This window comes from Streptomyces sp. SM18, from assembly GCF_002910775.2.
In the GTDB taxonomy this organism is placed as follows: domain Bacteria; phylum Actinomycetota; class Actinomycetes; order Streptomycetales; family Streptomycetaceae; genus Streptomyces; species Streptomyces halstedii.
In genome coordinates this window covers 2,653,049-2,678,213 of record NZ_CP029342.1, presented here as the reverse complement: position 1 = coordinate 2,678,213, position 25,165 = coordinate 2,653,049, and the positions used below count along the sequence as shown (strand labels likewise).

Annotated in this window: 20 protein-coding genes, 1 tRNA gene and 1 pseudogene; 12 read left to right on the top strand and 10 right to left on the bottom strand. The window is 71.2% G+C overall.

What is annotated here, in order from left to right:
• The first annotated feature begins 13 nt into the window (after positions 1-13).
• The 6 genes from B9S64_RS11820 (at position 14) to B9S64_RS11795 (ending at position 8,132) form a co-directional block, all read left to right on the top strand.
• The gene (locus B9S64_RS11820; protein ID WP_103492225.1) at positions 14-910 is read left to right on the top strand and encodes a xanthine dehydrogenase family protein subunit M; all 897 of its coding nucleotides are present in this window, start codon (positions 14-16) and stop codon (positions 908-910) included.
• Positions 907-2,907 carry a 2Fe-2S iron-sulfur cluster-binding protein gene (locus tag B9S64_RS11815; RefSeq protein ID WP_109492038.1) on the top strand — a complete coding sequence of 667 codons (2,001 nt, stop codon included), beginning with the start codon at positions 907-909 and terminating at the stop codon, positions 2,905-2,907. Before B9S64_RS11820 ends, B9S64_RS11815 begins: the two co-directional genes overlap by 4 nt.
• Before the next feature lie 79 nt (positions 2,908-2,986).
• A complete protein-coding gene (locus tag B9S64_RS11810; protein ID WP_103492227.1) occupies positions 2,987-5,320 on the top strand; it encodes a xanthine dehydrogenase family protein molybdopterin-binding subunit in 2,334 nt (777 codons plus the stop codon).
• Between the two features lie 115 nt (positions 5,321-5,435).
• Positions 5,436-6,578 (top strand): hypothetical protein, encoded by a 1,143-nt coding sequence (locus B9S64_RS11805; RefSeq protein ID WP_103492228.1) that lies wholly within the window; start codon positions 5,436-5,438, stop codon positions 6,576-6,578.
• Positions 6,579-6,594: 16 nt separating this feature from the next.
• Complete coding sequence (locus tag B9S64_RS11800; RefSeq protein WP_103492229.1) at positions 6,595-7,323, top strand: hypothetical protein; 729 nt, start codon at positions 6,595-6,597, stop codon at positions 7,321-7,323.
• A 149-nt stretch (positions 7,324-7,472) separates the two neighbouring features.
• Entirely contained in the window at positions 7,473-8,132 is a 660-nt protein-coding gene (locus tag B9S64_RS11795; RefSeq protein WP_103492230.1) for a hypothetical protein, read from the top strand.
• Positions 8,133-8,241: 109 nt separating this feature from the next.
• On the opposite strand, the gene B9S64_RS11790 is transcribed toward B9S64_RS11795, so the two are convergent.
• Positions 8,242-8,316 (bottom strand) — tRNA-Cys (locus B9S64_RS11790).
• 172 nt (positions 8,317-8,488) lie between these two features.
• On the opposite strand from B9S64_RS11790, the pseudogene B9S64_RS11785 reads away from it, so the two are divergent.
• Positions 8,489-9,364 (top strand): annotated as a pseudogene (locus tag B9S64_RS11785) (IS5 family transposase); the annotation flags it as partial.
• Here B9S64_RS11785 and B9S64_RS11780 read toward each other — a convergent pair.
• The gene (locus B9S64_RS11780) at positions 9,359-9,865 is read right to left on the bottom strand and encodes a hypothetical protein (protein ID WP_103492231.1); all 507 of its coding nucleotides are present in this window, start codon (positions 9,863-9,865) and stop codon (positions 9,359-9,361) included. The pseudogene B9S64_RS11785 and the gene B9S64_RS11780 overlap by 6 nt on opposite strands.
• 261 nt (positions 9,866-10,126) lie before the next feature.
• Between B9S64_RS11780 and B9S64_RS11775 the strand changes: the two genes are divergently transcribed.
• Positions 10,127-11,590 carry an MFS transporter gene (locus tag B9S64_RS11775; RefSeq protein WP_109492037.1) on the top strand — a complete coding sequence of 488 codons (1,464 nt, stop codon included), beginning with the start codon at positions 10,127-10,129 and terminating at the stop codon, positions 11,588-11,590.
• 343 nt (positions 11,591-11,933) lie between these two features.
• Positions 11,934-13,718, top strand: coding sequence for a DEAD/DEAH box helicase (locus B9S64_RS11770; protein WP_037631963.1), 1,785 nt, complete (start codon positions 11,934-11,936; stop codon positions 13,716-13,718).
• Positions 13,719-13,825: 107 nt separating this feature from the next.
• On the opposite strand, the gene B9S64_RS11765 is transcribed toward B9S64_RS11770, so the two are convergent.
• The 4 genes from B9S64_RS11765 to B9S64_RS11750 form a co-directional block, all read right to left on the bottom strand.
• Positions 13,826-14,515, bottom strand: coding sequence for a hypothetical protein (locus tag B9S64_RS11765; RefSeq protein WP_146060048.1), 690 nt, complete (start codon positions 14,513-14,515; stop codon positions 13,826-13,828).
• A 196-nt stretch (positions 14,516-14,711) separates the two neighbouring features.
• Positions 14,712-15,380 carry a hypothetical protein gene (locus B9S64_RS11760; protein ID WP_103488998.1) on the bottom strand — a complete coding sequence of 223 codons (669 nt, stop codon included), beginning with the start codon at positions 15,378-15,380 and terminating at the stop codon, positions 14,712-14,714.
• Positions 15,381-15,417: 37 nt separating this feature from the next.
• Positions 15,418-17,715, bottom strand: a complete 2,298-nt coding sequence (locus B9S64_RS11755; protein ID WP_103488997.1) for a DUF6571 family protein — start codon at positions 17,713-17,715, stop codon at positions 15,418-15,420.
• Positions 17,715-18,041 (bottom strand): hypothetical protein, encoded by a 327-nt coding sequence (locus B9S64_RS11750; RefSeq protein ID WP_308460737.1) that lies wholly within the window; start codon positions 18,039-18,041, stop codon positions 17,715-17,717. The genes B9S64_RS11755 and B9S64_RS11750 overlap by 1 nt, the downstream gene beginning before the upstream one ends.
• 895 nt (positions 18,042-18,936) lie before the next feature.
• Here B9S64_RS11750 and B9S64_RS11745 point away from each other — a divergent pair.
• Positions 18,937-19,581 (top strand): IclR family transcriptional regulator, encoded by a 645-nt coding sequence (locus B9S64_RS11745; RefSeq protein WP_028442794.1) that lies wholly within the window; start codon positions 18,937-18,939, stop codon positions 19,579-19,581.
• 114 nt (positions 19,582-19,695) lie between these two features.
• A complete protein-coding gene (locus B9S64_RS11740; RefSeq protein ID WP_103488995.1) occupies positions 19,696-20,484 on the top strand; it encodes a S16 family serine protease in 789 nt (262 codons plus the stop codon).
• A 114-nt stretch (positions 20,485-20,598) separates the two neighbouring features.
• On the opposite strand, the gene B9S64_RS11735 is transcribed toward B9S64_RS11740, so the two are convergent.
• The 3 genes from B9S64_RS11735 to B9S64_RS11725 form a co-directional block, all read right to left on the bottom strand.
• The gene (locus tag B9S64_RS11735; RefSeq protein ID WP_093529962.1) at positions 20,599-20,781 is read right to left on the bottom strand and encodes a hypothetical protein; all 183 of its coding nucleotides are present in this window, start codon (positions 20,779-20,781) and stop codon (positions 20,599-20,601) included.
• 32 nt (positions 20,782-20,813) lie between these two features.
• Entirely contained in the window at positions 20,814-21,431 is a 618-nt protein-coding gene (locus B9S64_RS11730) for a helix-turn-helix transcriptional regulator (RefSeq protein WP_037877463.1), read from the bottom strand.
• Positions 21,432-21,576: 145 nt separating this feature from the next.
• Entirely contained in the window at positions 21,577-22,050 is a 474-nt protein-coding gene (locus B9S64_RS11725) for an Lrp/AsnC family transcriptional regulator (protein WP_103488994.1), read from the bottom strand.
• 122 nt (positions 22,051-22,172) lie between these two features.
• Here B9S64_RS11725 and hppD point away from each other — a divergent pair, with 122 nt between their 5' ends.
• Positions 22,173-23,318, top strand: a complete 1,146-nt coding sequence (gene hppD / locus B9S64_RS11720; RefSeq protein WP_103488993.1) for a 4-hydroxyphenylpyruvate dioxygenase — start codon at positions 22,173-22,175, stop codon at positions 23,316-23,318.
• A 134-nt stretch (positions 23,319-23,452) separates the two neighbouring features.
• Here the strand turns inward: hppD and B9S64_RS11715 are convergent, their stop codons facing one another.
• A complete protein-coding gene (locus tag B9S64_RS11715; RefSeq protein ID WP_103489000.1) occupies positions 23,453-25,138 on the bottom strand; it encodes a lipopolysaccharide assembly protein LapB in 1,686 nt (561 codons plus the stop codon).
• Positions 25,139-25,165: the final 27 nt, after the last annotated feature.

The window sequence follows — 25,165 nt, the reverse complement described above, 5'->3', positions numbered from 1 at the left end:
AGGGGCAGCTGGGTTGACCACGCACGCACCGCAGGCGACACAGCCGGTGACGCTGCCGGCCACGCTCGACGAGGCCGTGGCGGCTCTCGGCGCCATGCCCGCCGCCGTACCGGTCGCCGGGGGCACGGACCTCATGGCGGCCGTCAACAAGGGCCTGCTGCGCCCCGCGGGGCTGGTCGGCCTGGGCCGGATCAGCGAGCTGCGCGGCTGGCACTACCAGGACGGCCACGCCCTGCTGGGCGCGGGTCTCACCCACGCCCGCATGGGGCGGCCCGACTTCGCCGCCCTGATCCCCGCCCTGGCCGCCTCCGCGCGCGCCGCCGGCCCGCCCCAGATCCGCAACGCCGGCACCCTCGGCGGCAACATCGCCTCCGCGGCCCCGACCGGCGACACCCTGCCGGTGCTGGCGGCCCTGGAGGCCGAACTCGTCATCGTGGGCCCGGACGGCGCCCGCCGCGAGATCCCCGTCTCCCATCTGCTGGCCGGACGTGAGCTGCTGGAGCCCGCGGAGCTGATCGGCTTCGTCCGCGTACCGCTGCTGCACGCCCCGCAGGTCTTCCTCAAGGCGACCGGACGCACCGGTCCGGGCCGCGCCACCGCCTCGGTCGCCGTCGTCCTGGACCCGGCCAGGCGCGGGGTGCGCTGCGCGGTCGGCGCGATCGCCCCGATGCCGCTGCGGCCGCTGGAGGCCGAACGCTGGATCGCCTCCCTGATCGACTGGGACGGCGAACGGGGCCTGGCCCCCGACGCGCTGGCCGCCTTCGGCGAGTACGTCGCCGCCGCCTGCGTCCCGGACCAGGCACCACCGGACGACGGGGGAGAGGCACCACCGCTGTCCCCCGCCGTCCTCCATCTGCGGCGCACGGTCGCCGCGCTCGCCCGACGCGCGCTGGGGAGGGCACTGTCGTGAGCAATGAGGAGAACCCCGAGCAGCGGCACGGGCCGTCGGACCCCTACGCCGGCTGGCAGCCGACCCCGCAGGGCGGCGAGTACGACGCCGAGGCCACCGCCTTCGTCCACCTGGACCCGGACGACCTGGCGAGCCTCGGGAGCGACCCGCTGGCCGCACCCGGCCACGGCTACGTACCGCCGATGATCCTGCCGCTGACCCCGGCGGCCGGACTGGACCCGGCGGCCACCGGCAGCTGGGTCACGCAGACCCGGAGCCAGCAGGAGCGGGCCGCGGAGGCCGCCGACGCGGGCACCGCCGCCCCGGAGGCGGTGCACTGGCCGGACCCCAACCAGCGGGAACCGTACGGGCAGCAGCACTACCCGCAGGCGTACCAGGACACCTCGCCCGGATACGGACAGACCTCGTCCACGACGGCCCAGTGGAACTTCACCGAGGCCGTCCCGCCGACCGAGCACCACACCGGGCCCGCCGAGCACCCCGGCGGCCAGGCCGAGCACCGCGCCGAGCCCGCCGGGCCCCGCACGGAGCACCCCGGGCACCACACCGAGCACCCCGTGGCGTCGGACCACAGCACCGCGGCCGGTCCCGGCGGGCTCCCGGGGCACACGGAGGCCGCCGTGCCCGGCGGGCACTCCGGGCAGTGGACGATCCCGGTGGTCGACGGTGACCTCCCGGAGGACTCGGGCGAGTTCACGGCTTCGGCGCCCGCCTCCCCGTGGTACTCCGACACCGCCCCGGCGACGCTGCCGGGCGGCGCCCCGGCACCGTGGGCCGAGCACACCCAGAGCACCCAGGACACCCCGGGCGCCCGGGAGGCCGCCGGGCCTGGAGCGGACACCTCGGCCGGACACGCCGAGCGCGGCGCGCCGACCGGGTACGCCGAGCCTGGCGCGGCGGACGGGTACGCCGGGCGGGACGGTGGGTCCGTGCGCCAGGACGGTGTGCCCGGACATCAGGACGGTGTGCCCGGACATCAGGACGGTGTGCCCGGACATCAGGACGGTGTGCCTGTTGGTCAGGACGGTGCGCCTGGTCACTCCGGTACACACACCCGGGACGAGGAGCCCCCGGGGGCGTTCCGTCCGGAGCACGCCGAGGCCCCAGGGGCATCCCAGGAGCCCACCGGATTCCCCGAGCCCTCGTCACACCCCGCCGAACCGCCCCACCCGGAGCCGGTGGACCGGACGGACCCGGCGGCCGAGCCGGGGACGGCCCCGGGGGGCACAGGCGCGGACCCGCTTCCCGGGCCCACCACCGAGCCGACCGGGCCGACGGAACCGACCGACCTGTCCGAGTCGACGGAACCGGCCGAGTCGTCGGCCCCGGCCGAAGCCGCGGACCCGGCCGAAGCGACGGACCCGGCAGACCCGGCCGTCTCAGCGGAACCGGCCGAGCCCGCCGCCCCCGCCGACGTACCCAGCGCGCACGCCTCCGCCTCGTACGTCCTGCACGTGAACGGCGTGGACCGCCCCGTCAGCGACGCCTGGATCGGGGAGTCGCTGCTCTACGTGCTCCGCGAACGCCTCGGTCTCGCGGGCGCCAAGGACGGCTGCTCCCAGGGCGAGTGCGGCGCCTGCAACGTCCAGGTGGACGGCCGCCTGGTGGCCTCCTGCCTCGTCCCCGCCGCCACCGCCGCGGGCAGCGAGGTCCGTACGGTCGAGGGCCTGGCCGTGAACGGCGAACCCTCGGACATCCAGCGCGCCCTGGCCGCGCGCGGAGCCGTCCAGTGCGGCTTCTGCATCCCCGGGATGGCCATGACCGTCCACGACCTGCTGGAGGGCAACCACGCCCCCAGCGAGCTGGAGACCCGGCAGGCGCTCTGCGGCAACCTCTGCCGCTGCTCCGGCTACCGGGGCGTGCTCGACGCCGTACGCGAGGTCGTCGCGAGCCGCGACACCGCCGTCCCGGAGGCCGACGAGCCCCGTATCCCGCACCAGGCGGCGCCCGGCGCGGGCAGCGTCCAGGCCCACCCGCACGAGGGAGACGCCCGGTGAGAACCGCGTCCCCCGCACACCCGGTCACCCACACCACCACCAGCCGCAACCGCAGCGGGGCGAACGACAAGGAGGCGGCGTGACCAGCGACGCAGCCACCGCGACCGGCACCACCCACACCGCGCCGCGGGCCGAGGGCACCGGCCCCGACCAGGAGCCGCCCGCCCACGGCCTGGGCGCCTCGCTGCCGCCGGCCGACGCCCGCGCCAAGACCGAGGGCACGTTCCCGTACGCCGCCGACCTGTGGGCCGAGGGACTGCTGTGGGCGGCCCTGCTGCGCTCCCCGCACCCGCACGCGCGCATCCTGTCGATCGACACGACGGCCGCCGCCGCGATGCCCGGGGTGCGGGCCGTCGTCACGCACGAGGACATCCCCGGGGACAGCGCGTACGGCCGGCGGGTCGTGGACCGCCCGGTCTTCGCCGCCGACCTCGTACGGCACCACGGCGAGGCCATCGCCGCCGTCGCCGCCGACCACCCCGACACGGCCCGGCTGGCCGCCGCGGCCATCACCGTCGAGTACGAGGTGCTCGAACCGGTCACCGACCCGGAGAAGGCCTTCGTCGCCGAACCCCTGCACCCCGACGGCAACCTGATCCGGCACATCCCGCTGCGCTACGGCGACCCGGACGCGGTGGGCGAGATCATCGTCGAGGGCCTGTACCGCATCGGCCGCCAGGACCCGGCCCCGATCGGCGCCGAGGCCGGCCTCGCCGTGCCGCGCCCGGACGGCGGCGTCGAGCTCTACACGGCCTCCACCGACCCGCACACCGACCGTGACCTGGCGGCCGCCTGCTTCGGCCTGGAGCCCGACCGGGTCAAGGTCGTCGTGACCGGCGTCCCGGGCGCGACCGGCGACCGTGAGGACCCGGGCTTCCAGATCCCGCTCGGACTGCTCGCCCTGCGCACCGGCTGCCCGGTCAAACTGGCCGCGACACGCGAGGAGTCCTTCCTCGGCCACGCCCACCGCCACCCCACCCTGCTGCGCTACCGCCACCACGCGGACGCCGAGGGCCGGCTCGTCAAGGTCGAGGCCCAGATCCTCCTCGACGCCGGCGCGTACGCCGACTCCTCCTCCGAATCCCTGGCCGCCGCGGTGGCGTTCGCCTGCGGGCCGTACGTGGTGCCGCACGCGTTCATCGAGGGCTGGGTGGTCCGGACGAACAACCCGCCCTCCGGCCATGTACGCGGCGAGGGCGCCATGCAGGTCTGCGCGGCCTACGAGGGCCAGATGGACAAGCTCGCCGCCAAGCTGGGCGTCGACCCCGCCGAACTGCGCCTCCGCAACGTCCTGGCCACCGGCGACATCCTGCCCACCGGCCAGACGGTGACCTGCCCCGCCCCGGTGGCCGAACTCCTCGAAGCGGTACGGGAATTCCCGCTGCCCGCGCTGCCGAAGGACGCTCCGGAGGACGACTGGCTGCTGCCGGGCGGCCCGGAGGGCGCCGGGGAGCCCGGAGCCGTACGCCGGGGCGTCGGATACGCCCTCGGCATGGTGCACATGCTCGGCGCGGAGGGCGCCGACGAGGTCTCCACGGCCACGGTCCGGGTGCACGACGGCGCCGCCACGGTGATCTGCGCGGCCGTCGAGACCGGCCAGGGCTTCAGCACGCTGGCCCGCCAGATCGTCCAGGAGACCCTGGGCATCGACGAGGTCCACGTGGCCGCGGTGGACACCGACCAGCCCCCCGCCGGACCGGCCACGCACGGCCGCCACACCTGGGTCTCGGGCGGCGCGGTGGAACGCGCGGCCAAGATGGTCCGTACGCAACTGCTCCAGCCGCTGGCCCACCAGTTCGGCATGTCCACGGAGTTGCTCCAGATCGCGGACGGCAAGATCACCTCGTACGACGGGGTGCTGTCCACGACGGTCACCGAGGCGATGGACGGCAAGGAGCTGTGGGCCACGGCCCAGTGCCGCCCCCATCCGACCGAACCCCTCGACGGTGCGGGCCAGGGGGACGCCTTCGTCGGCCTGGCGTTCTGCGCGGTCCGCGCGGTGGTCGACGTGGACATCGAACTCGGCTCGGTCCGGGTGGTCGAGATGGCCGTGGCCCAGGACGTCGGCCGCGTCCTCAACCCGTCCCAGCTCGCCGTCCGCATCGAGGCGGGCGTCACGCAGGGCATCGGCGCCGCCCTCACGGAGAACCTCCGCACGGCGCGCGGTCTGATCCGCCACCCGGACCTCACCGGGTACGCGCTTCCGACATCGCTGGACGCTCCGGACATCCACATCGTCAAACTGGTCGAGGAACGCGACGTGGTGGCCCCCTTCGGCGCCAAGGCGGCCTCGGCGGTCCCGGTGGTGACGTCCCCGGCAGCGGTGGCCGCGGCGGTCCGCGCGGCGACGGGCCGCCCGGTCAACCGCCTCCCGATCCGCCCCCAGTCGGCGGTGGCGGCCCACAAGTCGTAGGTGGGCGGGGGCGGTTGAGGGCCGGGTCGGTGCGGGTCGTCCGGCCCCGACGTCGATTGGGGGGTCGGCGCCAGGTAGCGTACGGGTCTTTGCGGTCCCCGTAGTTGGTGAGCGCATGGGGACACCGACCACCGACCTCGGTACGGCCCGACGCAAGGAACCGGTAAGCACGATCATGGAAGCCCAGGCGCGGAAGAAGAGGCCGATACGTGGGGCGGCGATCGCCTCGGTGGTGGTGGTCGCGCTCGCCGCGGTCGCCTCGTCGTACCTCTGGTGGAACACGAATCTCCTCGGCGCGGACTCGTTCTGCGGTGGCCGGATGGAGAGCGGGGAGCTGGAAGCCGCGCTGGGCTCCACCGGCCGGGTGTCGGAGGTGCGCGCGGACGGCGATCCGCGGCGGCCCGCCTTCTCCTGCACGGTCGAGCGCACCAGCCGTTTCGTCGGGGGCGGCGACCAGCGGGTGACGGTCAGGACGCACACCGAGGAGGGGGCGTTTCCCTTCACCACCCACGTCTGGAAGAACCCCGCTTCCCGGTCCTACTTCACGGGTGGGTTGACCGGTGCCGTGTCGGAGGACTTCGGCGGATACGTCGTCCTGCCGACGTCCTGCCGGGACAAGGTCCACGGCCCGCAGGACGACGGTGTGATGACGGTGGTGGAAGCCGAGGTGGAGAAGGGGACGGTGGACGCGGCCGGTCTGGCCCGGTTGTTGACCCGCTCGGCGCGGCAGGTGGCCGAACGGGCCGGCTGCGGCGCGGAGTCGCTGTCGGCGGCCCCCGGGCTGGCCGCCCCGTCCGCCCCGCGGACGACGGACGCCCAGAACGTCTGCGGGGTGCCGGGCTTCGTGCTGCCGAAGGATGCGCTGGTCACCTCCCGGGCCGAACCGGGGCAGGAGCAGGTGAACGACGCGAGTCCCGGCACATGGGCGTGTGACCTGCACCTGGCGGGCTCGGCCAAGGCGGTCGTGTCCTTCTCCGCGACATCGGACCGGAATCTCGTGGAGGCGTCCACGAAGGCCTGGGGCGGATCCGCGACGCTCCCGGACGACAAGGGGCGTGCCGGGGTCGACGAGGCGGTACTGCACTGTGCCGACGGAGACGTGCACTTCGCCACGAAGGAGAACACCGACTACCACGGAGCCCTGCGCGCCGCCGGTATCCGCGGGCTCGCGAGCGTGGATGTCACGAAGGCCACGTTCCAGAACTTCCTCGACGCGACGGCCGCGGCCCACGCCTGCCCGCGCGTCACCATCCCCTAGCCGAAGGACCGTTCACATGCCCCACCCCCTGCGCGCCGCAGCCCTGGCCGCCCTGCTCCTGGCCGGCGCGGTCGCGTGCGGCGACTCCTCCGACGAGGGCGCGTCCACGGCCGAGCCGTCCGCGTCGTCCTCTCCCGCTCCCGCCGATGACGCGGCCGGCGGTTCGGCCGCCGCGCGCGTCGAGGCCGTGAACGAGACGATGCGCACCACGACCTTCAGTGCGATCGGCACCTCGACCGCGTACGACGGAGCCCTCCAGAACATGACGTGGAACCCGCGGCAGGGCCTCCACATCCGGATCAGCGGCACCATCGGCGGCAGCATGTACTGCCAGGACGGCGTGACCTACATCAGCTCCAACCTCTTCGCCGAGAGCCTGAAGCAGCAGGGCCAGGAGATCACCGTCCCCGCAGACCTGGACGACGTGTACGTCACCACGAAGTCGGGGGAGGGCTGCGACGCGTACTTCGCCCTGTCCCCGACCGGACGCTTCTCCCCGTCCGACGACGCCGAGGTCAACGGCACCCCGGCCCGCGCCGTCAAGGTGTCCGCGTCGGCATCGGCCACGGACACGTACTACGTCAGCGCCAAGGACCCCGCGTACCTGCTGAAGCTGGAGTCGACGCGCGACGGCAGGACGAGCAGCACGACGTACGTGGACTTCGGCAAGGAGACGACCGTCACGCTCCCGAGCGCCGACAAGACCCTGACCATGGACGCGTTCCGCGCCAGGATCGGCGGTTGACGGACCCGGTGATCAGCCGTTGGCCCATGGCGGGGGCCTGGCCTCCTGCGGATCGATGACAAAACGGTGACCTGACTGTTCTCGCCCAAGTGACCGGACATCGCCATCATGAGGGTGATACAGACTGATTGGACAAGTGGGGTTCAGCCGTGGCCGACGAAATCTACTTCAGCAACAACTACCGCGACCTGTCGCAGCAGCACGGAACAGGTGCGGGTTTTCAGTTTGAGTTCCACTGTTCACGTTGCTCGGACACCTGGCGCTCGCAGTTCGAGCCCTTCAGATCGGGCCAGGCGGCCGGCTGGATAGGCAAGGGCGCCAGCGCCGCCTGGGGCCTGCTGGGCGGGAACGCGAACACCATAGGCAACGCGGCGGACGGGCTGGCCGGTGCCACCTGGGGCGGCGCGCGGGACAACGCCTTCCAGCGCGCGATCACCAACGCGCAGGGGCACTTCAACCGGTGTCCCCGCTGCACCTCGTACGTCTGCGGACGGTGCTGGAACGCTGACCTCGGCCTCTGCATGCAGTGCGCCCCCGACACCGCCGCCGAGGCCGAGGCGGCCCGACGACAGGGGCTGAACGCTTCCGTGTCGGACCGCGCCTACTCCGCCGGGCAGAACGCCGGGAACAGCTACGCCGTGGGCACACCCCGGCAGTTGGTCTGCCCGCAGTGCAGCGCGGAGACCCACGGTGGCGCCTTCTGCGCGGGGTGCGGTCACCACCTCGCCCAGACCCCTCAGTGCGCTTCCTGCCACGAGACCGTGCCCGGGGGTGCCGCCTTCTGCCCGGGGTGCGGTACGAGGCAGTAGTCCGCCCCTCGGCACCGCGACGGGCGACGGCCGCGAGAAACCCGCCCCCGTACAGTGGGGGGCGGGCGTTCCGCTCTCGTCTCCGGCCCGCCCGACAGGCCGGGGCCGCTGGAGACCGTGACCGGATTCGAACCGGTGTAACTCGAGTTGCAGTCGAGCCCCTGAGCCTCTCGGGCACACGGTCGGGGGTGTTCTCGCGTTCCTTCCTCGCGCTCCCGACCGTACGGGCCCGGAGCGACGCCCCTCAAGGGCGCGGGACACCCCGCAACGCGACTGCCACACGCCGTTCACGCCCCGCCCGTACGACCTGGGGCGTGTTTCGAAAGTGGATCTTGTGCTGTGGATGATCAAGGTTCATGGGTCGGGGAGATCTCACGGACGAGCAGTGGGCGGTGCTGGAGCCGCTGTTGCCGAAGGGGGCCAGGGCGGGGCGACCGCCGGTCTGGCCTCGGCGGCAGCTGATCGACGGGATACGGTTTCGGGTCCGGACCGGCGTTCCGTGGCGGGACGTGCCCGTCGCGTACGGGCCGTGGGGCCGAATCTACGACCTGTTCCGCCGGTGGCAGCGGAACGGCACCTGGCATCGGATCCTCACCCGGCTCCAGTCCCTGGCCGATGCGGAAGGTGCGATCACGTGGGACCTGAGCGTCGACTCCACGGTGTGCCGCGCTCATCATCATGCGGCCCGGGCCCGGAAGCAGGGCGACCTGCAGAAGGAGCCGCCGGGCGGCGTGTTCACCGAGCCTGGTGATCATGGGCTGGGATGCTCGCGCGGCGGGTTCACCACCAAGCTGCACCTGGCCGTCGAGCAGGGCCAGAAGCCCATGTCGATCGTGGTGACCGCCGGGCAACGCGGGGACTCGCCGCAGTTCGAACCCGTACTGGAGAAGGTCCGCGTGCCCCACACCGGGCCCGGCCGGCCACGCGTCCGCTCCAACCGGGTCCGCGCCGACAAGGCGTACGCCTCCCGCAGGAACCGCGCTTACTTGCGCCGCCGCGAAATCCGCCGCACCATCCCCGGCAAGGCCGACCAGGCACGCAACCGCCAGAAGCTGGGATCCCGCGGCGGCCGTCCGCCGCATTTCGACCCGGTCGACTACCGCGAGCGCCATGCGGTCGAGTGCGGGATCAACCGCCTCAAGAGGAACCGCGCTGTCGCCACGCGCTACGACAAGCTGGCGGTCCGCTATGAGGCGACTGTGCTGGTCGCAGCGATCAACGAATGGCTACAACCCTGCCTCGCGCGTCATGACGTAGGTATTCCCGATGTCGGGATCGCCGTAGAAGAAGAACAGCTTCAACTCGTCGTTCTGATCGCGATCCACGTAGAAGGACCATGCGTACGTCGACGGGGTTTCAGGAGCGGGGGTGTCGATGGCCGGCAAGGGGGAACGCCTCTCCACTCGGGTCCGGGCTGTCAGTTCGAGTCGCACGACCTGCCCGCCGTCGTCGTCCGTCAGTTGCCAGGTTCCCTTACCGGAGAGGCGCCAGCCGTCCTCGAAGTCGAAGTCCTGCCCGTCGAGCTTCTCGAAAAGGGCAGTCCCGTCTTTCCGGAGCAACACGCGGGTCCCCTCGACGTTTTCCCATCCCCCAGCGACTTCGGCCGCCGTGGTGTCGTGGATGCCTGTTCCCTCGTAGTACTGATAGGGGTTGCACGCCGTCAGAGTAGCCAAAACCACCAAAAAGCCACTGAGAGGCGCCCACCACACCCGAAGCCTGCTTCCGGCAGCCATCAGGACCTCCCACCCTCAGCCCGCATCGGCCATCCACAGGAGTGGGCCGTGGAGAGACACCCTGCCAGACTCGTTGAACGTGTTCACCTTTGGGGCTGGAGGGGTGGCACGTAGGACCCGGCTCGCGCATCCAGCGCTGCCCGCAGCCACCGATGAGCACCGCGAGCAGCGTTTTCGATACACGACCTAGGACCAAGGACGGGTCCGCTCTCCCCCCATCGACAGGGTCAACCCGGCATTTCGGCCCTTACTCTTAGGTCCATGAGCGCCCTCGAACCCCGTGACGCCGATGTCACCGTCCCCGTCGTCGACACCACCGCCCCACCGACCGAGGGCGTGCTCGGCCGGACCTACCGGGCACTCAGCGTCGGCATCGTCTCCGTCGTGCTGCTCATCGCCTTCGAGGCGACCGCCGTCGGTACGGCGATGCCGGTGGCGGCCCGCGAGCTGCACGGCATCCCGCTCTACGCGTTCGCCTTCTCCGCGTACTTCACCACCAGCCTGTTCGCCATGGTGCTCTCCGGGCAGTGGGCCGACCGGAACGGCCCGCTCGCGCCGCTCGCCTCGGGGATCGGGGCGTTCGGCGCCGGGCTGCTGCTCTCCGGGACGGCGGGCGGCATGTGGATGTTCATCCTGGGGCGGGCCGTCCAGGGGGTGGGTGGCGGCCTCGTCATCGTCGCGCTGTACGTCGTCATAAGCCGGGCGTACCCGGAGCGGATCCGTCCGGCGATCATGGCCGCCTTCTCCGCCGCCTGGATCGTCCCGTCCGTCGTCGGGCCGCTCGCCGCCGGGACGGTGACCGAACACCTCGGGTGGCGCTGGGTCTTCGTCGGCATCCCGGTGCTCATCCTGCTCCCGCTCGGCCTCGCGCTGCCCGCGATCCGGCGGATGGCGTCCGGCCCGGCCGACGCCGCCGCGGGGGCTCAGTCGTTCGACCGGCGGCGGCTCCGGCTCGCTCTGGGGATCTCGCTGGGCGCGGGTCTGCTCCAGTACGCCGGGCAGGACCTGCGGTGGCTCTCGCTGCTGCCCGCCGTGGCCGGTGCCGCGCTGCTCGTGCCCGCCGTGCTCGGGCTGCTGCCCCGGGGGACGGTACGGGCCACACGGGGGCTGCCCGCGGTGATCCTGCTGCGCGGGATGTCCGCCGGGTCGTTCATCGCCGCCGAGTCGTTCGTCCCGCTGATGCTGGTGACCCAGCGCGGACTGACCCCGACCCTGGCCGGGCTGTCCCTCGCCGCTGGCGGACTGACCTGGGCCCTCGGCTCGTACGTCCTGGCCCGCCCCCGGCTTGAGCCGCACCGCGAGTCCCTGATGGTCGTCGGCATGGTGCTGGTGACCCTCTCCATCGCGGCGGCACCGGCCGTGCTGATCGAGGCGGTGCCGGTGTGGACGCTGGCGGCGGTCTGGGGGGTCGGCTGCTTCGGCATGGGCATGGTGATCGCCTCGACGAGTGTGCTGCTGCTGAAGCTGTCGGCCCCGGGCGAGGCCGGGGGCAACTCCGCCGCCCTCCAGATCTCGGACGGTCTGGCCAACGTGCTGCTGCTCACCGGCGGCGGGGCCGCGTTCGCCGCGCTCGGCGGCGGTGCGGTGGGCGCGGCGGTGCACGGGGCGGCGGCCGACGGCGCGACCGGTTCGCACCCCGGGGCGTTCACGGCGGTGTTCCTGCCGATGGCCGTGGTGGCGGCGGTGGGGGTGTGGGTGGCCGGCCGGGTACGGGTGACGCCGTAGTCGCCGTCCCCGGCGCCCGGCCCCGTACCCCGCGGGCCGGCCTCGCCCACACCCGTGGACCGGCCGCCCCACCCGTGAACCGGCCCCGCCCCACCCGTCGGCCGGCCTCGCCCCACCCGTGGGCCGGGCCGCCGCGCCCAGGGGCCGGCCCCGCCCGCGTCGGCGGCTCACCGCCCGGACCGCTCCCTGTGAGGCCCGTCTCAGCCGTGGCGGACCCCGGCCGGTCCGGGCCGGGTCCGGTCGGGTGCGCCGGTAGGGTGGCCCGGTTGTCGTATCGCGTACGGACCCTCCCGGCCCGTACCGACAGCCGCCCCACGTACCCGAGTGCCCTGAACCGGAGACCGTGACTACTACAGCCTCCTCCCACCACCTCTCACCCGCCTTTCCCGGCCGCGCCCCCTGGGGGACGGCCGGCAAGCTGCGCGCCTGGCAGCAGGGCGCCATGGAGAAGTACGTCCAGGAGCAGCCACGCGACTTCCTCGCCGTCGCGACGCCCGGCGCCGGCAAGACCACCTTCGCGCTGACCCTCGCCTCATGGCTGCTGCACCACCACGTGGTGCAGCAGATCACCGTCGTGGCGCCCACCGAGCACCTGAAGAAGCAGTGGGCGGAGGCCGCCGCCCGGATAGGCATCAAGCTCGACCCCGACTACAGCGCCGGACCCGTCAGCAAGGAGTACCACGGGGTCGCGATCACGTACGCGGGCGTCGGCGTCCGCCCGATGCTGCACCGCAACCGCTGCGAACAGCGCAAGACGCTGGTGATCCTCGACGAGATTCACCACGCCGGCGACTCGAAGTCCTGGGGCGAGGCCTGCCAGGAGGCGTTCGACCCGGCGACCCGGCGGCTGGCGCTCACCGGCACACCGTTCCGCTCCGACACCAACCCGATCCCCTTCGTGGCGTACGAGGAGGGCAACGACGGCATCCGGCGCTCCTCGGCCGACTACACGTACGGCTACGGCAACGCGCTCGCCGACGGTGTCGTCCGCCCCGTGATCTTCCTCAGCTACAGCGGCAACATGCGCTGGCGCACCAAGGCCGGTGACGAGATCGCCGCCCGGCTCGGCGAACCGATGACCAAGGACGCGATCGGGCAGGCCTGGCGCACCGCGCTCTCGCCCACCGGCGACTGGATCCCCAACGTCCTGGCCGCCGCCGACAAGCGGCTGACCGAGGTGCGCAAGGGCATCCCGGACGCGGGCGGCCTGGTCATCGCGACGGACCAGGAGTCGGCGCGCGAGTACGCCAAGATCCTCAAGAAGATCACCGGCGACCGTCCCACCGTGGTGCTCTCCGACGAGAAGGCCGCGTCCAAGAACATCGACAAGTTCAGCCAGGACGGATCACGCTGGATGGTCGCGGTCCGGATGGTGTCGGAAGGCGTGGACGTGCCGCGTCTCGCCGTCGGCGTGTACGCCACCACCATCTCCACGCCGCTCTTCTTCGCCCAGGCCGTGGGGCGTTTCGTACGGTCGCGGCGGCGCGGCGAGACGGCGTCCGTGTTCCTGCCGACCATCCCGATGCTGCTCGACTTCGCGAACGAGATGGAGGTCGAGCGCGATCATGTGCTCGACAAGCCGAAGAAGGGCAGCGACGAGGAGAACCCCTTCGCGGAGGAGGACCAACTCCTCGCGGACGCGGAGAAGCTGGAGGACGAGGAGACCGAGGACCAACTGCCCTTCGAGGCGCTGGAGTCCGACGCGGTCTTCGACCGGGTGCTGTACGACGGCGCCGAGTTCGGCATGCAGGCGCACCCGGGCAGCGAGGAGGAGCAGGACTACCTGGGCATCCCGGGCCTGCTCGAACCCGACCAGGTGCAGTTGCTGCTCCAGAAGCGGCAGACCCGGCAGATCGCGCACAGCAGGCAGAAGCCGGCATCGGAGGCGGACCTCCTGGAGAAGCCCGCGGAGGCCAGGCCCGTGGTCACGCACAAGCAGTTGCTGGAGCTGCGCAAGCGGCTCAACACGATGGTCTCGGCTTACACCCACCAGAGCGGCAAGCCGCACGGGGTGATCCACACGGAGCTGCGCCGGGTGTGCGGCGGCCCGCCGAGCGCGGAGGCGACGGCCGGGCAGATCCAGGACCGGATCACGAAGGTCCAGGAGTGGGCCACGCGGATGCGGTGAGGCCTCCGACCGGCCGTGGCGTCCCGGTGAGGGGTGCTCCGCGACGATCGCGGAGCACCCCACGGTGAGCGGACGGCCGCGATTCACCCGGTGCCGGGGCGCGTCGGTCAGCCGGACGTGGGGGCGGGCAGCCTCGCCGGCAGTTTCGCCTCGGAGGCGCAGCCCGCTTCCTGGGCCAGGGCACGGGACACGTCGTTGAGGACGGTCATCCGGTCTTCGGCCGTGCTCGCGGGGTCCACCTGGTTCCTGGCGCTGTACATCTCCGCCTTCACGTAGGGCGTTCCTCCCCTGGGGCCCTCGACAGGGCACGCGAAGTAGAGACTGGCGCCGAAATCCCCGTCCGCCGCGGCGTACAGCCCGATCGGGAAGAGCAGCCGGTCAGTGTCCTCGTCCTCGGTCGGGTCGGGATGCTGTGAGTCGGAGCTGAAACGGAACGTGACGAGTGGCAGACCGCTCTTGTCGGAGGCCTTGTACAGGAGGCACTTGTGCACGTCGGTGTAGTCGGCCTGAAGGTCCTTCACAGCTTGCTTCAGCGACCAGCGGTAGTCCGGGTCGTCGGCGATCTGGATCTCCGTGAAGCGTCCGGTGCCTCCGATGCGGTCCAGCGCCTCCGCACCCACCGAGGACATCGCGCCGTCGCACACCTGGGGCGCCGAAAGGGCATCCGGCCGTTTCCCCGCCCCCTGGTCGTCGCTGCACGCGCTCGCACCACAGAGGGCGAGCACCACGCATAGGGCCGCCCGGACCGTCGGCCGCCCGGAAGCCGGAGCCCGGGAGCCGACCTGTGTCTTCCGCATATCAGTCAGTCCTTACGGGAAAATGCGCACGAAGCTGCGCCGAGTCTGTGGTAGTTCGCCGAGCGCGGAGGCGACGGCCCGGCACATCCAAGGCCGGATTACGAAGGTCCAGCAGCGGGCCACGCAGTTGCGGTGTCACCAGACCGGCACCCGGCGCGCAAGGCGTTTGTGCCGCGCACCGGGTGGGATCTTCTCGTCAGTCGGACGCGGGGTCCGGTACCTCGGCCGGCAGTTCGGCCTGGGCAGCGCAGCCCAGTTCCTTGGCGAGGGCGCGGGAGACATCGTTGAGGACGGCCATCCGGTCCTTACCGGTGCTGTCTGGATTCGTTTGGTTCTCCGAGGAGAACATGCTGGCCATTACGTACGGCGTATCCCCTTCGGGACCCTTCGTGGGGCAGGAGAAGTAGAGGTACGCGCCACTGTCCGCAGGTGTGTACGCGTACAGGCCGATCGGATAGGCCACCGAATCGTCGCCGCCTTTCCCATTTTTTGCAGAGCTCTCCGGGTTTGGGCGGCTTTCCGTAGGCTCGAAGCGCACCTTTAGCAGGTAGATCCCACTTTGGTCGCCCGCCTTGTACAGGACGCACTCGTTGCGCCGGCCCAGTTCGCTGTGGAGGCGCTTCGCCGCCAGCTCCACCGAGAACGAGTTCGGGTCGCCCTCGCCATCGGTGCCATCGAGTTCGGTGAAGGACGCTGTGCCGCCGATGCGCTCCAGCGCGTCCGCAGCCGGCGTGGTCAGCGTTCCGTCGCAGACCTGAGACGCGGACAGCGTCTTTTCCCGCCTTTCGTCGCTGTCGCCGCTGCACCCCGTGATCGCCACCACCAGGGCTGCACACGCACCCCAGTACAGCGCTCTCGTCTTCACGCCTTCCCCCTCCGTACGCACGGCTGCCCACTCATCGTCAGTCCTTGTACGGGGCACGCCCGCGGTAGTCGTCCTGGCCCGCCCCTGTCCCGAGGTAGCTGAACTCGATCTCCCTCGCCCAGTTCTTCGATTCGCTGCTCCGGTCCCATTGCGGGTTGCTTTCGAGGTAAGCGTTGTAGGCGCCGCCGAGTTCGTTGGCGCCCTTCTGGTAGAACCTTCGGCTGGTCAACTGCGCCTGTTCGGTTGGGTCCTTCTCCGCTCCGTCAAGTCCTTTCTCAACCTGGTGACCAACAAATGTATTGAGGACATCTCCGGCGGTTTCTGCTGCCAAAGGCGCAACGACCAGGGCTGCCGGCGTCGACCCAGGCAGTGGAATCGCGGCGATTCCTCCTCCCACGACCACGCCGGTGCCCAGTTCGATCCAGTCACCGGACCTGGCCAGTGACTTGTTGGCCTCTTCGGATTCGGCGGTGTAAGTCGTCTCAGCCTGCTGCACGCGTGAGTGGTCGAGAATGCCCCTGGCCTCGGCGCCTGTCATCATGGCGGCTTTCGCGCGGTCGATCTCGACTTCGCTCGTCGCTGGGTGGGCGTCCAGCGCGCTCAGTGTGTACAGATGTTGGGCAGTGGTGACACCGGCATGCGACTTCTCGTCCTGACCCAGAACGCTCAGGAAGTCGATGGCTCCCTGCTCGCCGAAGTTCGCCCTCCCCGCGTACTTCGCGGGGAAGGCCCCATCGTCCTTCGCGTGGTCGCCGACCCCCGACAGGCTGTAGTCGATGTCGTCGATATAGGCGGCGCCCATCTTGCCCAGGCTGTCTGCCAACTGCGACTGCTCGTGCAGCATCTTGGGGCCGTCTTCGCTCCCGTACAGGAACGCTACCTGCTCCATGACGCCCGCCGTCTCGGCCGTACGGTGATCCGCGTTGCCCGGGACCATGGGGTCCTTGCCGGACATGGGGTCGGAGTCGTACGCGTAGCCGGTGGTGGCCGCTTCCAGGGCATGGCCCAGGGAGTCATGGCCGGCGATGGTCTTGCTGTTGCCCTCCAGGGTCGCGTCCGGCAGCCAGATGCGGTCCTTGGTCAGGTACTTGAGGTGCTCGTTCACCTCGCTTTCCTTGTCGACCGTGGCCCCCGCCCCCTCGGGCTGCGCGAAGAACTGCGTGGCGGCATCGGGGTTGTGGCCCAAAGCCTCCATGAAGCCGTTCATCGGGTCGCGGCCCCGGTCGTCCTTGCCGTAGAAGTTGAGGTCCGCTTGGTTCCAGTTGTTGATCCAGGGACTCATGCCCTTGATGTTGCGTTCCTTGTCGTACGCGATGAGCTTGTCGCCGTAGTCGTTGAGGAACTGGTCGTCGTAGTCGCCGAAACGCATGAGATTGCTCATGACACCGAAGCCCGTCGGGTCGTTCGCGTCGTCGATGCCGAGCCTGTCCGGGCCCAGCTTCACCATCTTCGACTCCCAGCTCTGCATCTTGTCGCTGTCGGAGAGTGTGGCGGTGCCGAGCGTGATGCCGAGGTTCTTCTGCAGTAGTTTCGCCTGCTCGAACTGTTTCGGGTCGGTTCCGTATCCCTGGTACGGGTCGGCGATCCCGGCGTAGAACTGGAGGAGCTTCTTCGGCCCCACCTGGGTCGCGAACTGCTCGGCGAAGAGGGGATTGTCCTTGTAGGCGGCCAGGGTGGTGTTAAGGGTGTTGAGCTCGGTCGGTGTGACGTCGTGCGGGTCCTTCTTGGCGATCTTTGCCATCTTCTCGGCCTCCTCCACCGCCTTGGCGCCGGAGTCCCGGTCTGCGACCTTGGCGCCGGAGAACCCGTATGCGGCCTGCTCGACGAGGAGGTTGAGAACCTTGGCCGCTGAGGTGTCGCTCTCCGTGGCGTTTTTCAGGATGGCCTGGATCTCGTCACGGAACGCGTCGACGTCCGCCTGTGTGTGCTCGGGCACCGTGGTGCCCTTCGCCGCCCGGTCGGGGTGGATGTTCATGGTGACGGTGAAGGAGCCCTCGCCCGTGTCCCGGACGGTGAGGTTCTTCAGTTCGCCGCGTCCGATGGCGTCGTTGAGCTGGGTGCGATAGCCGACGAGCTCCCCACGGGTGTCGGTGAGAATGTTTGTGATGCTTTCGGCCTGAGTGTGGGCATCGGCGAATTCTCCGGCTGTCTTGTCCACGAAAGTGCGGGTTATGGTGGCATTGTCCCCCGCCCAGTTCGCTTTGTCCGACTTGGCTTTGAGGTCCTTCTTCGCGTCGTTCTGGAGAGTCTTGAGCTTGGTGACCATCTGTTCCCAGTCGGTGATGGCCGAATCCAGGTCCGAGAAGTTGGCGAAACGCAGGGAGTCGAGGTCCATCAGGAGCCTTTCCTCTCGTCGAAGCCCTTGTCGAGCGTGTCGATGTTGCTGAGGACCGTGCCGATGTAGACCTCGTCCCCGGCGTGCGCACCCTTGGTGAAGTCGAGGTGGTTGGAGATGTGGGCGCAGGCGTCCAGTAGTGAGCGGACCTGGTCGATCCATCGTGTGGCGACGTTGTCGAGCGCGCTTCCTAGGGCGAACGTCTCCGACTTGAGTCCGCCGGCGGCCTTCTGGGTGGCGGCCCTGGCGTGGTCACCGGCCTTTTCGAGGTCTCCGTACAGCCGGAACGCGGCATTGCCGATCTCCGCCAGGTCCTTCTGGTTCACCTTCAGATCGCCCTGGGGAGGCGGCCCCCCACCGGCTTCCGGTGGCAGTTGATTCAGTTGCATCCTGGCCGAATTTCGATGCACCGCCTCGGATTTCAACTGTTCCCATTCGTCCCACGCCATCGCCAGATACCTTCCCCGTAGTCCCGATGCTTTGCGCTTGTCCGCCATGTGGATAGAATGCGGCGCATCAATCTATCAATGGCGCTGCGTAGTTGGCGCGGTACTTGGCCACATATTGGGTTGATCGGTCCGGCGAAGACTTATGCCTGTTTTCCGGATATCCCGGCGGGCCCGTAGGTGCGTCACGGGGGCCGAGCCTGCCCGGGCAGCGGCGCGGCACGATTTCTCCTGTTTCGCCCCCTCGGCCCGTCCGCGCCCTTCTCAGGCCCTCGTTCGCGGCGAAGCGGCCGCCCTCCCGCCGAGGCCTCGCCGCACGGCGTATCGCAGGGCCACCCGCCCGGCTTCACCCTGGGCGCTCGCTGCGCCCGTGTGGCCCACGGGGCGCGAGGGGTGGTTCGTGAGAGCCGGGCGGCCGAAAAATTTTCCGCGATTTCTTCACCGTGAGTTAACAGTGGTTTACCTGTGATGTACGGAGCGTCGCGAGACGTCACCCGACATGGACGCGCGTAGATGTTCGAGTTCCGGACGGTTCTGCGCTGACCGGCGGTTATACCGTCGCGCTCGGGAGGGCGACCGGATTCTGGACGAGGGCTTCCGCTGAGCGGACCCGCTCGCTAATGTCCCCGAAACATGAACGCGCCGTGGCAGCGTGGCCGCGGTGCGCAGCCGGTGCCATAGCCACTCGGGGGGCCTCTCGGTGCGTCGCCGATGGGACCGGCGCCGTCACCTCGTAGAGGAATCCGCCCCACTCACCACAGAGGGAGAGGGCGTCGTGACCGCAGAGACCTCCCAGACGCTCGACCGGGGACTGCGTGTCCTCAAACTGCTCGCCGACACCGATCACGGCCTGACCGTCACCGAACTGTCCAACAAGCTCGGCGTCAACCGCACCGTGGTCTACCGACTGCTCGCCACCCTGGAACAGCACTCCCTCGTACGGCGTGACCTGGGCGGGCGGGCCCGAGTGGGCCTGGGCGTCCTCCGCCTGGGCCGTCAGGTGCATCCGCTCGTCAGGGAGGCGGCACTGCCCGCGCTGCGGTCCCTGGCCGAGGACATAGGGGCGACGGCCCACCTCACCCTGGTCGACGGGGCCGACGCGCTCGCGGTCGCCGTCGTGGAGCCGACCTGGACCGACTACCACGTGGCCTACCGCGCCGGCTTCCGGCACGCGCTGGACCGGGGCGCGGCGGGCCGGGCGATCCTCACCGCCCGGCAGAAGGCACTCGCCGACGACCCGGGCTACACCCTCACCCAGGGCGAACTGGAGGCCGGTGCCTGCGGGGCGGCGGCCCCCCTGGTCGGGGTCTCGGGCGTGGAGGGCAGCGTGGGGGTGGTGATGCTCGCCGACGCCGTACCGGAACGGGTCGGCCCGCGCGTCCTCGACGCCGCCCGGGAGGTGGCGGACGCGTTGCGCTGAGCGAAGGCGCCACACCGGGGCGGGAAGCCGGCCGGGCCGCCCGCCCGGCTCCCCGCGCCGGGGCGCACCCCGGACGTGGGACCCCCGCGCCGGGCGGGCGGTTAGATTGGGCGGGTGCTTCCTCGTCTCTCGCGCCCCCGCACCCTCGCGCTCTGCGCCCTGCCCGTCCTCGCGCTCTTCGGTACGGCGGTGCTGGCCCCGCTCCCCTTCACCCTGGCCCAGCCGGGTACGACCGCGAACGTCCTCGGAGACGACAAGGGCACGCCGGTCATCACGATCGAGGGCACCCCGACCCGCGCCACCGACGGCAAGCTGCTGATGACGACGATCATCGCGACCGGGCCGAAGGCGGACGTCGGTATCGGGGACGTCGTCGACGGCTGGTTCCGGACCGACCGGGCCGTCATGCCGCGTGACTCCGTCTATCCGAGTGGCGGTTCGGAGAAGGAGATCGAGCAGCACAACCTCCAGGACATGCGCGAATCGCAGAACGTCGCGGTCGAGGCGGCGCTGAACTACCTGGACAAGAAGCCCGGTTCGGTGGACGTCACCCTCCACCTCGCCGACGTCGGAGGCCCCAGCGCCGGTCTGTTCTTCGCGCTCGGCATCATCGACAAACTGGCGGGCGACGGCGCGGGCGGCGATCTGACCGGCGGGCGTACGGTCGCGGGTACGGGCACGATCGAGGCCGACGGGACGGTCGGCGCGGTCGGCGGGGTGTCCCTGAAGACGCGGGCCGCCCGCCGTGACGGTGCGACCGTCTTCCTGGTGCCGAAGGCGGAATGCGGTCAGGCCAAGGCCGAGAAGCCCGAGGGGCTGCGTCTGATCCCCGTCACCACGCTGAAGAACGCGGTGTCCTCGCTGCGGGCGCTGGACCGGGGCGGCAAGGTCCCGAGCTGCTGACCGGCCACGTCGGCCTGGGCGGCGAGAAGGTCACCCGAGCCGCTGACCGGCCACGTCAGACCGAGCGCGTGGCGTGGGCCCGGCCCGCCCGTACCCGACCGCTGACCCGCCACCTCAGGCCGCGTGCGCGGTGCGGACCGGTACGGGCCGGCTCTGGGTGAGGCGCAGGCCCAGCTCGACCATCGTCCAGCCCATCCGGTGCCGCAGACCGGGCCCGGGAACCCTGGCCTCGGCCGCCTCGTCCCGCAGGTCGGTGGAGCGGTAGGTGTGCAGCATGGCGTGGATGTCGGAGTGCATGGCGGTTCCCCCAGTGGGTCGTGTGTGCGTGGTCAGTCGGTCGGGCGCGGAAACATGTGCAGCTGGGTGCGGACGACGGCCGATCCCTCGGTGCCCTCCGGGACGCGGTTGCGGTAGCTGTCCACCAGCTCGTGGATCTTCTCGGCGAGCTCCAGCGAGAGCTCCGGGGTCAGACGCACCTTGAAGTCGCTGACGTCCATGCCGCGGTGCCACTCCTCGGGCCATTCGTGCATGGTCCCGAGCCAGGTGCCCAGCTCCTGGGCGTGCAGGGTGGCGACCTCGTGGAGGACCACCCCTATGGCGCCGCGCACTTCCGGGTCGGCGTGGTTCATGAACTCGGTGGGGGGCCCGAAGGCCGTGCCCTCGTGCGCCGACCTCCACCAGCGCTCGCGTCCCTTGCCGCGTGTCGGGTCGTCCTCCACGAAGCCGTACGCCGCGAGCTGCCGCAGGTGGTAGCTGGTGGCGCCGCTGGACTCGCCGAGCCGGTCGGCGAGCCCGGACGCGGTGGCCGGGCCGTACTCCCGGAGGGCGTTCATCAGCCGGATGCGCAGAGGGTGGGCGAGGCCGCGCAGGGTGCGGGCGTCGACCTGGTGGATGTTCAGCTTGTCCGGCGCGGGGGCCGGACCGTCCTCGGGTTCGCTGGTTGGCATGCCCTGACTGTAGAGCGTGCAAAGACCTCTTTGCAAGTACTTCTTTGCATCGAACTCTTTGCAGCGGGTTCTTTGCGCTCCGGGGCGCACACTCCGCCCGCTCCGGGGCGCACCACGCCCGCTCCGGTGGCGTACGCCCCGCCCCTCAGCCGGCGTCCCGTGCCGCCTGCTCGACGAGCGGGATGACGCGCAGGGGTACCGGGTTCTCCATCACGATCGCCGTCGAGGCCCGGACGATGCCCCCGTAGCCGACGACCCGGTCGATGACGCGTTGCAGATCGGCGTTGGAGCGCGCCACCAGCCGGCAGAGCATGTCGCCCTGTCCGGTCGTGGTGTGCAGCTCCAGCACCTCCGGCACGCCGCTCAGGTGGGCCCGTACGTCCGCCCCCTGCCCCTGCTCGATCTCCAGGGTGGCGAAGGCGGTGACCGGGTAGCCCAGCGCCGCCGGATCGACGTCCGGGCCGAAACCGCGGATGACGCCGTTCGACTGAAGCCGGTCCATCCGTGCCTGCACGGTCCCGCGCGCCACCCCGAGCCGCCGGGACGCCTCCAGTACACCGATGCGTGGTTCACGTGCCAGCAGCACGATGAGCCGGCCGTCCAGATGATCGATCGCCATGGTCCGTCTCCCGATGGTCACCCTGTACAGATAGTGCGCCCATGGTGGCCAACCACTGGTCGGATTGCCCAGTGAATGCGCGAACTGTTGCGCACCTTGCGAAGCGGCGGGAACCTTCCGACATGACTGAGACTGTGCACACCACACCCGACACCGCTCGGCAGGCCGACCCCTTCCCGGTCAAGGGAATGGACGCGGTGGTCTTCGCGGTGGGCAACGCCAAGCAGGCGGCGCACTACTACTCGACCGCCTTCGGCATGAAGCTCGTCGCCTACTCCGGACCGGAGAACGGCAGCCGTGAGACCGCGAGTTACGTCCTGACCAACGGCTCGGCCCGCTTCGTCCTCACCTCCGTCATCAAGGCCTCCACCGAGTGGGGCACCTTCCTCGCCGACCACGTGACCGCCCACGGCGACGGCGTGGTGGACCTCGCCATCGAGGTGCCGGACGCCCGCGCCGCGTACGCGTACGCCGTCGAGCACGGCGCCACCGGCATCACCGAGCCGCACGAGGTCAAGGACGAGCACGGCACCGTCGTCCTGGCCGCCATCGCCACGTACGGCAAGACCCGCCACACCCTGGTCGAGCGCGGCGGCTACGACGGCCCGTACCTCCCGGGCTACACCGCGGCCGACCCCATCGTGGAGCCGCCCTCCAAGCGCACCTTCCAGGCCGTCGACCACTGCGTCGGCAACGTCGAACTCGGCCGGATGAACGAGTGGGTGACCTTCTACAACACGGTCATGGGCTTCACCAACATGAAGGAGTTCGTGGGCGACGACATCGCCACCGAGTACTCCGCCCTGATGTCGAAGGTCGTCGCCGACGGCACGCTGAAGGTGAAGTTCCCGATCAACGAGCCGGCGATCGCGAAGAAGAAGTCGCAGATCGACGAGTACCTGGAGTTCTACGGCGGCGCGGGCGTCCAGCACATCGCGCTCGCCACGAACGACATCGTCGGCTCCGTGCGCGCGATGCGGGCGGCCGGTGTGCAGTTCCTGGACACCCCCGACTCGTACTACGACACGCTCGGCGAGTGGGCGGGCGAGACCCGGGTGCCCGTGGAGACGCTGCGTGAGCTGAAGATCCTGGTCGACCGCGACGAGGACGGCTACCTGCTCCAGATCTTCACCAAGCCGGTCCAGGACCGTCCGACCGTCTTCTTCGAGATGATCGAGCGGCACGGGTCGATGGGCTTCGGCAAGGGCAACTTCAAGGCCCTGTTCGAGGCGATCGAGCGCGAGCAGGAGAAGCGCGGCAACCTGTAGGCCGGGCCGGTACGCACGACGGAACGGGCCCTCCCGCCGGGAGGGCCCGTTCCGCTGTCACCACCGATCCGGACCAGAATCCGGCGTCCGGCCCCGGCACCGCCCAGATCCGGCACCCGGCCGCTTCCGTCAGCTCAGGAGGCGGCCGCCGCGGCCGCCTTCACCCCGGTCCCCGGCTCCCCGCCCGGCGTCCGGCCGGGTGCCGCACTCGGTGCGGCGGCGCCCGGCCCGCCCGGTGCCGTCCCGTCCGGGGAACCCCCGCCCTCCTCGGACGCGACTCCCCGCCCCCCTCCGGCACCGCCCGCGGTCCCGGACGGCTCCGGGTCCGCCGGTGCGGCGGCCTGGCTCGACGGCGGACGGACCTCCGCCGGGCCGCCCGGGTCCGGCTCGCCCAGCGACTCCAGGGCCTCCTCGGCCAGGGGAGCGGCCAGCGGGGAGAAGTCCGGGTTGGTCCGGAGCGCCTCCTCCAGGCGCGAGCGGGCCGGCCCGTCCTGACCGAGGGCGCTCTCGATCACGCCCAGGTGGTAGGCGTACGAGGCGTTCCGTACGCCGCTCTCCAGCGCGCGCTCCGCGTACTGCACGCCCTCCTCGGTCCGGCCCGCCCGGTGCAGCGCCCAGCCGAGCGCGTCCGCCACCTCCGCGCTGCGGCGCAGCTCCGCCCACTCCTTCTCCATCAGCTCCACCGCGGCCTCCGGGTCGCCGTGGTCGGCCTCGAAGCGGGCCTCGGTCAGGGACTCGTTCACCCCGGCGGCCTTCGCCGTGCCGAGCAGTTCGCGGAGCTTGGCGTACTGGGTACGGGCGTCGCCGTCCAGGCCCGACGCCTCGTAGAGTTCGCCCAGTTCGAGGACGTACCGCGGGTCCGGCAGCTTCGCCGTCACCGTGAGGTAGTCGGCCAGCGCCTCGTCCGTGCGGTCCAGGGCGGCCAGGGCGCGGGCCCGGCCGGCCCGGGAGACGAGGTGGCCGCGGTCGGTGCGCAGGGCGCCCTCGTACTGGGCGAGGGCCTCCGCCGGTTCGCCGCGTTCCCACGCCAGGTCACCCAGCCGGTGCAGCGCGTCGGCCTTCTCGGCGGGGGTCCTGGCGCGGTCGGCGGCCTCCTGGGCGGTGGCCAGGGCGTCCTCGCGCCAGCCCTGGGCGCGGTACATGTCCGAGGTCCGGCCCAGCGCGGCCACGCCGCCCCGCAGCGTCCCGAACGTCTCCGTGGCCTTCGCCGCGGCCTCCTGGTCGCCCAGGCCGGTGTACGCGTCGATCAGGACCGGGTACACCGTCCAGCTCTTCGGCTGCCGCGCGCGGACCGTCTCGCCCCACTTCTTCGCGGCCACGTAGTCGTGCCGGGCGTTGGCGAGTGCGCCGAGCCCGGTCCAGGCCTGGGTGTTCCCGCGTTCGCCGGGCTGCGCGGCCAGCGAGCGCTGGAGGGCCTTCTCGGCGCGCGGGAAGGAGGACGCGTCGGCCGCCCGGCTGCCCCACTGGACGTATGCCGCGCCGAGCACCGCCCAGGCCGGCGCGTCCGAGGGATGGGTCTCCACCCACTTCTGCCGGTCGCCGATGAGCGCGGTGAGGTCGGACAGCGACGCCGGGGAGCCGGCCGCCGCCGCGGCCTCGGCGCGGCCCACCGGCCCCGGAGCGGGCGTCGCGGCCGGCTCCTCCTCGTCGGGTACGGCGACCAGAGCGCCGGCGACGAGCACCGCGGCGGCCACGGCACCGAAGGCGGCCCTGCGCAGGGTGGTCCGCATCGGCGGGGGAGGCGGTGACACGGCCGTCGCACCTTCCGGCGGCAGGGGGGAAGCGGGGGGTTCCGGGTTCTGCTGCGGCTTGGCATCCATGGTCGTCACTCTGCGTCAGTACGACGA

Bases quoted from the DNA above. Each gene is read 5' to 3' on its own strand.
- B9S64_RS11735 (WP_093529962.1), bottom strand. From the start codon at position 20,781: ATGCACTCCGACATCCACGCCATGCTGCACACCTACCGCTCCACCGAC.
- B9S64_RS11775 (WP_109492037.1), top strand. From the start codon at position 10,127: ATGAGCGCCCTCGAACCCCGTGACGCCGATGTCACCGTCCCCGTCGTC.
- B9S64_RS11725 (WP_103488994.1), bottom strand. From the start codon at position 22,050: ATGGCGATCGATCATCTGGACGGCCGGCTCATCGTGCTGCTGGCACGT.
- B9S64_RS11765 (WP_146060048.1), bottom strand. From the start codon at position 14,515: ATGCGGAAGACACAGGTCGGCTCCCGGGCTCCGGCTTCCGGGCGGCCG.
- B9S64_RS11755 (WP_103488997.1), bottom strand. From the start codon at position 17,715: ATGGACCTCGACTCCCTGCGTTTCGCCAACTTCTCGGACCTGGATTCG.
- B9S64_RS11730 (WP_037877463.1), bottom strand. From the start codon at position 21,431: ATGCCAACCAGCGAACCCGAGGACGGTCCGGCCCCCGCGCCGGACAAG.
- B9S64_RS11780 (WP_103492231.1), bottom strand. From the start codon at position 9,865: ATGGCTGCCGGAAGCAGGCTTCGGGTGTGGTGGGCGCCTCTCAGTGGC.
- B9S64_RS11715 (WP_103489000.1), bottom strand. From the start codon at position 25,138: ATGGATGCCAAGCCGCAGCAGAACCCGGAACCCCCCGCTTCCCCCCTG.
- B9S64_RS11800 (WP_103492229.1), top strand. From the start codon at position 6,595: ATGCCCCACCCCCTGCGCGCCGCAGCCCTGGCCGCCCTGCTCCTGGCC.
- B9S64_RS11805 (WP_103492228.1), top strand. From the start codon at position 5,436: ATGGGGACACCGACCACCGACCTCGGTACGGCCCGACGCAAGGAACCG.
- hppD (WP_103488993.1), top strand. From the start codon at position 22,173: ATGACTGAGACTGTGCACACCACACCCGACACCGCTCGGCAGGCCGAC.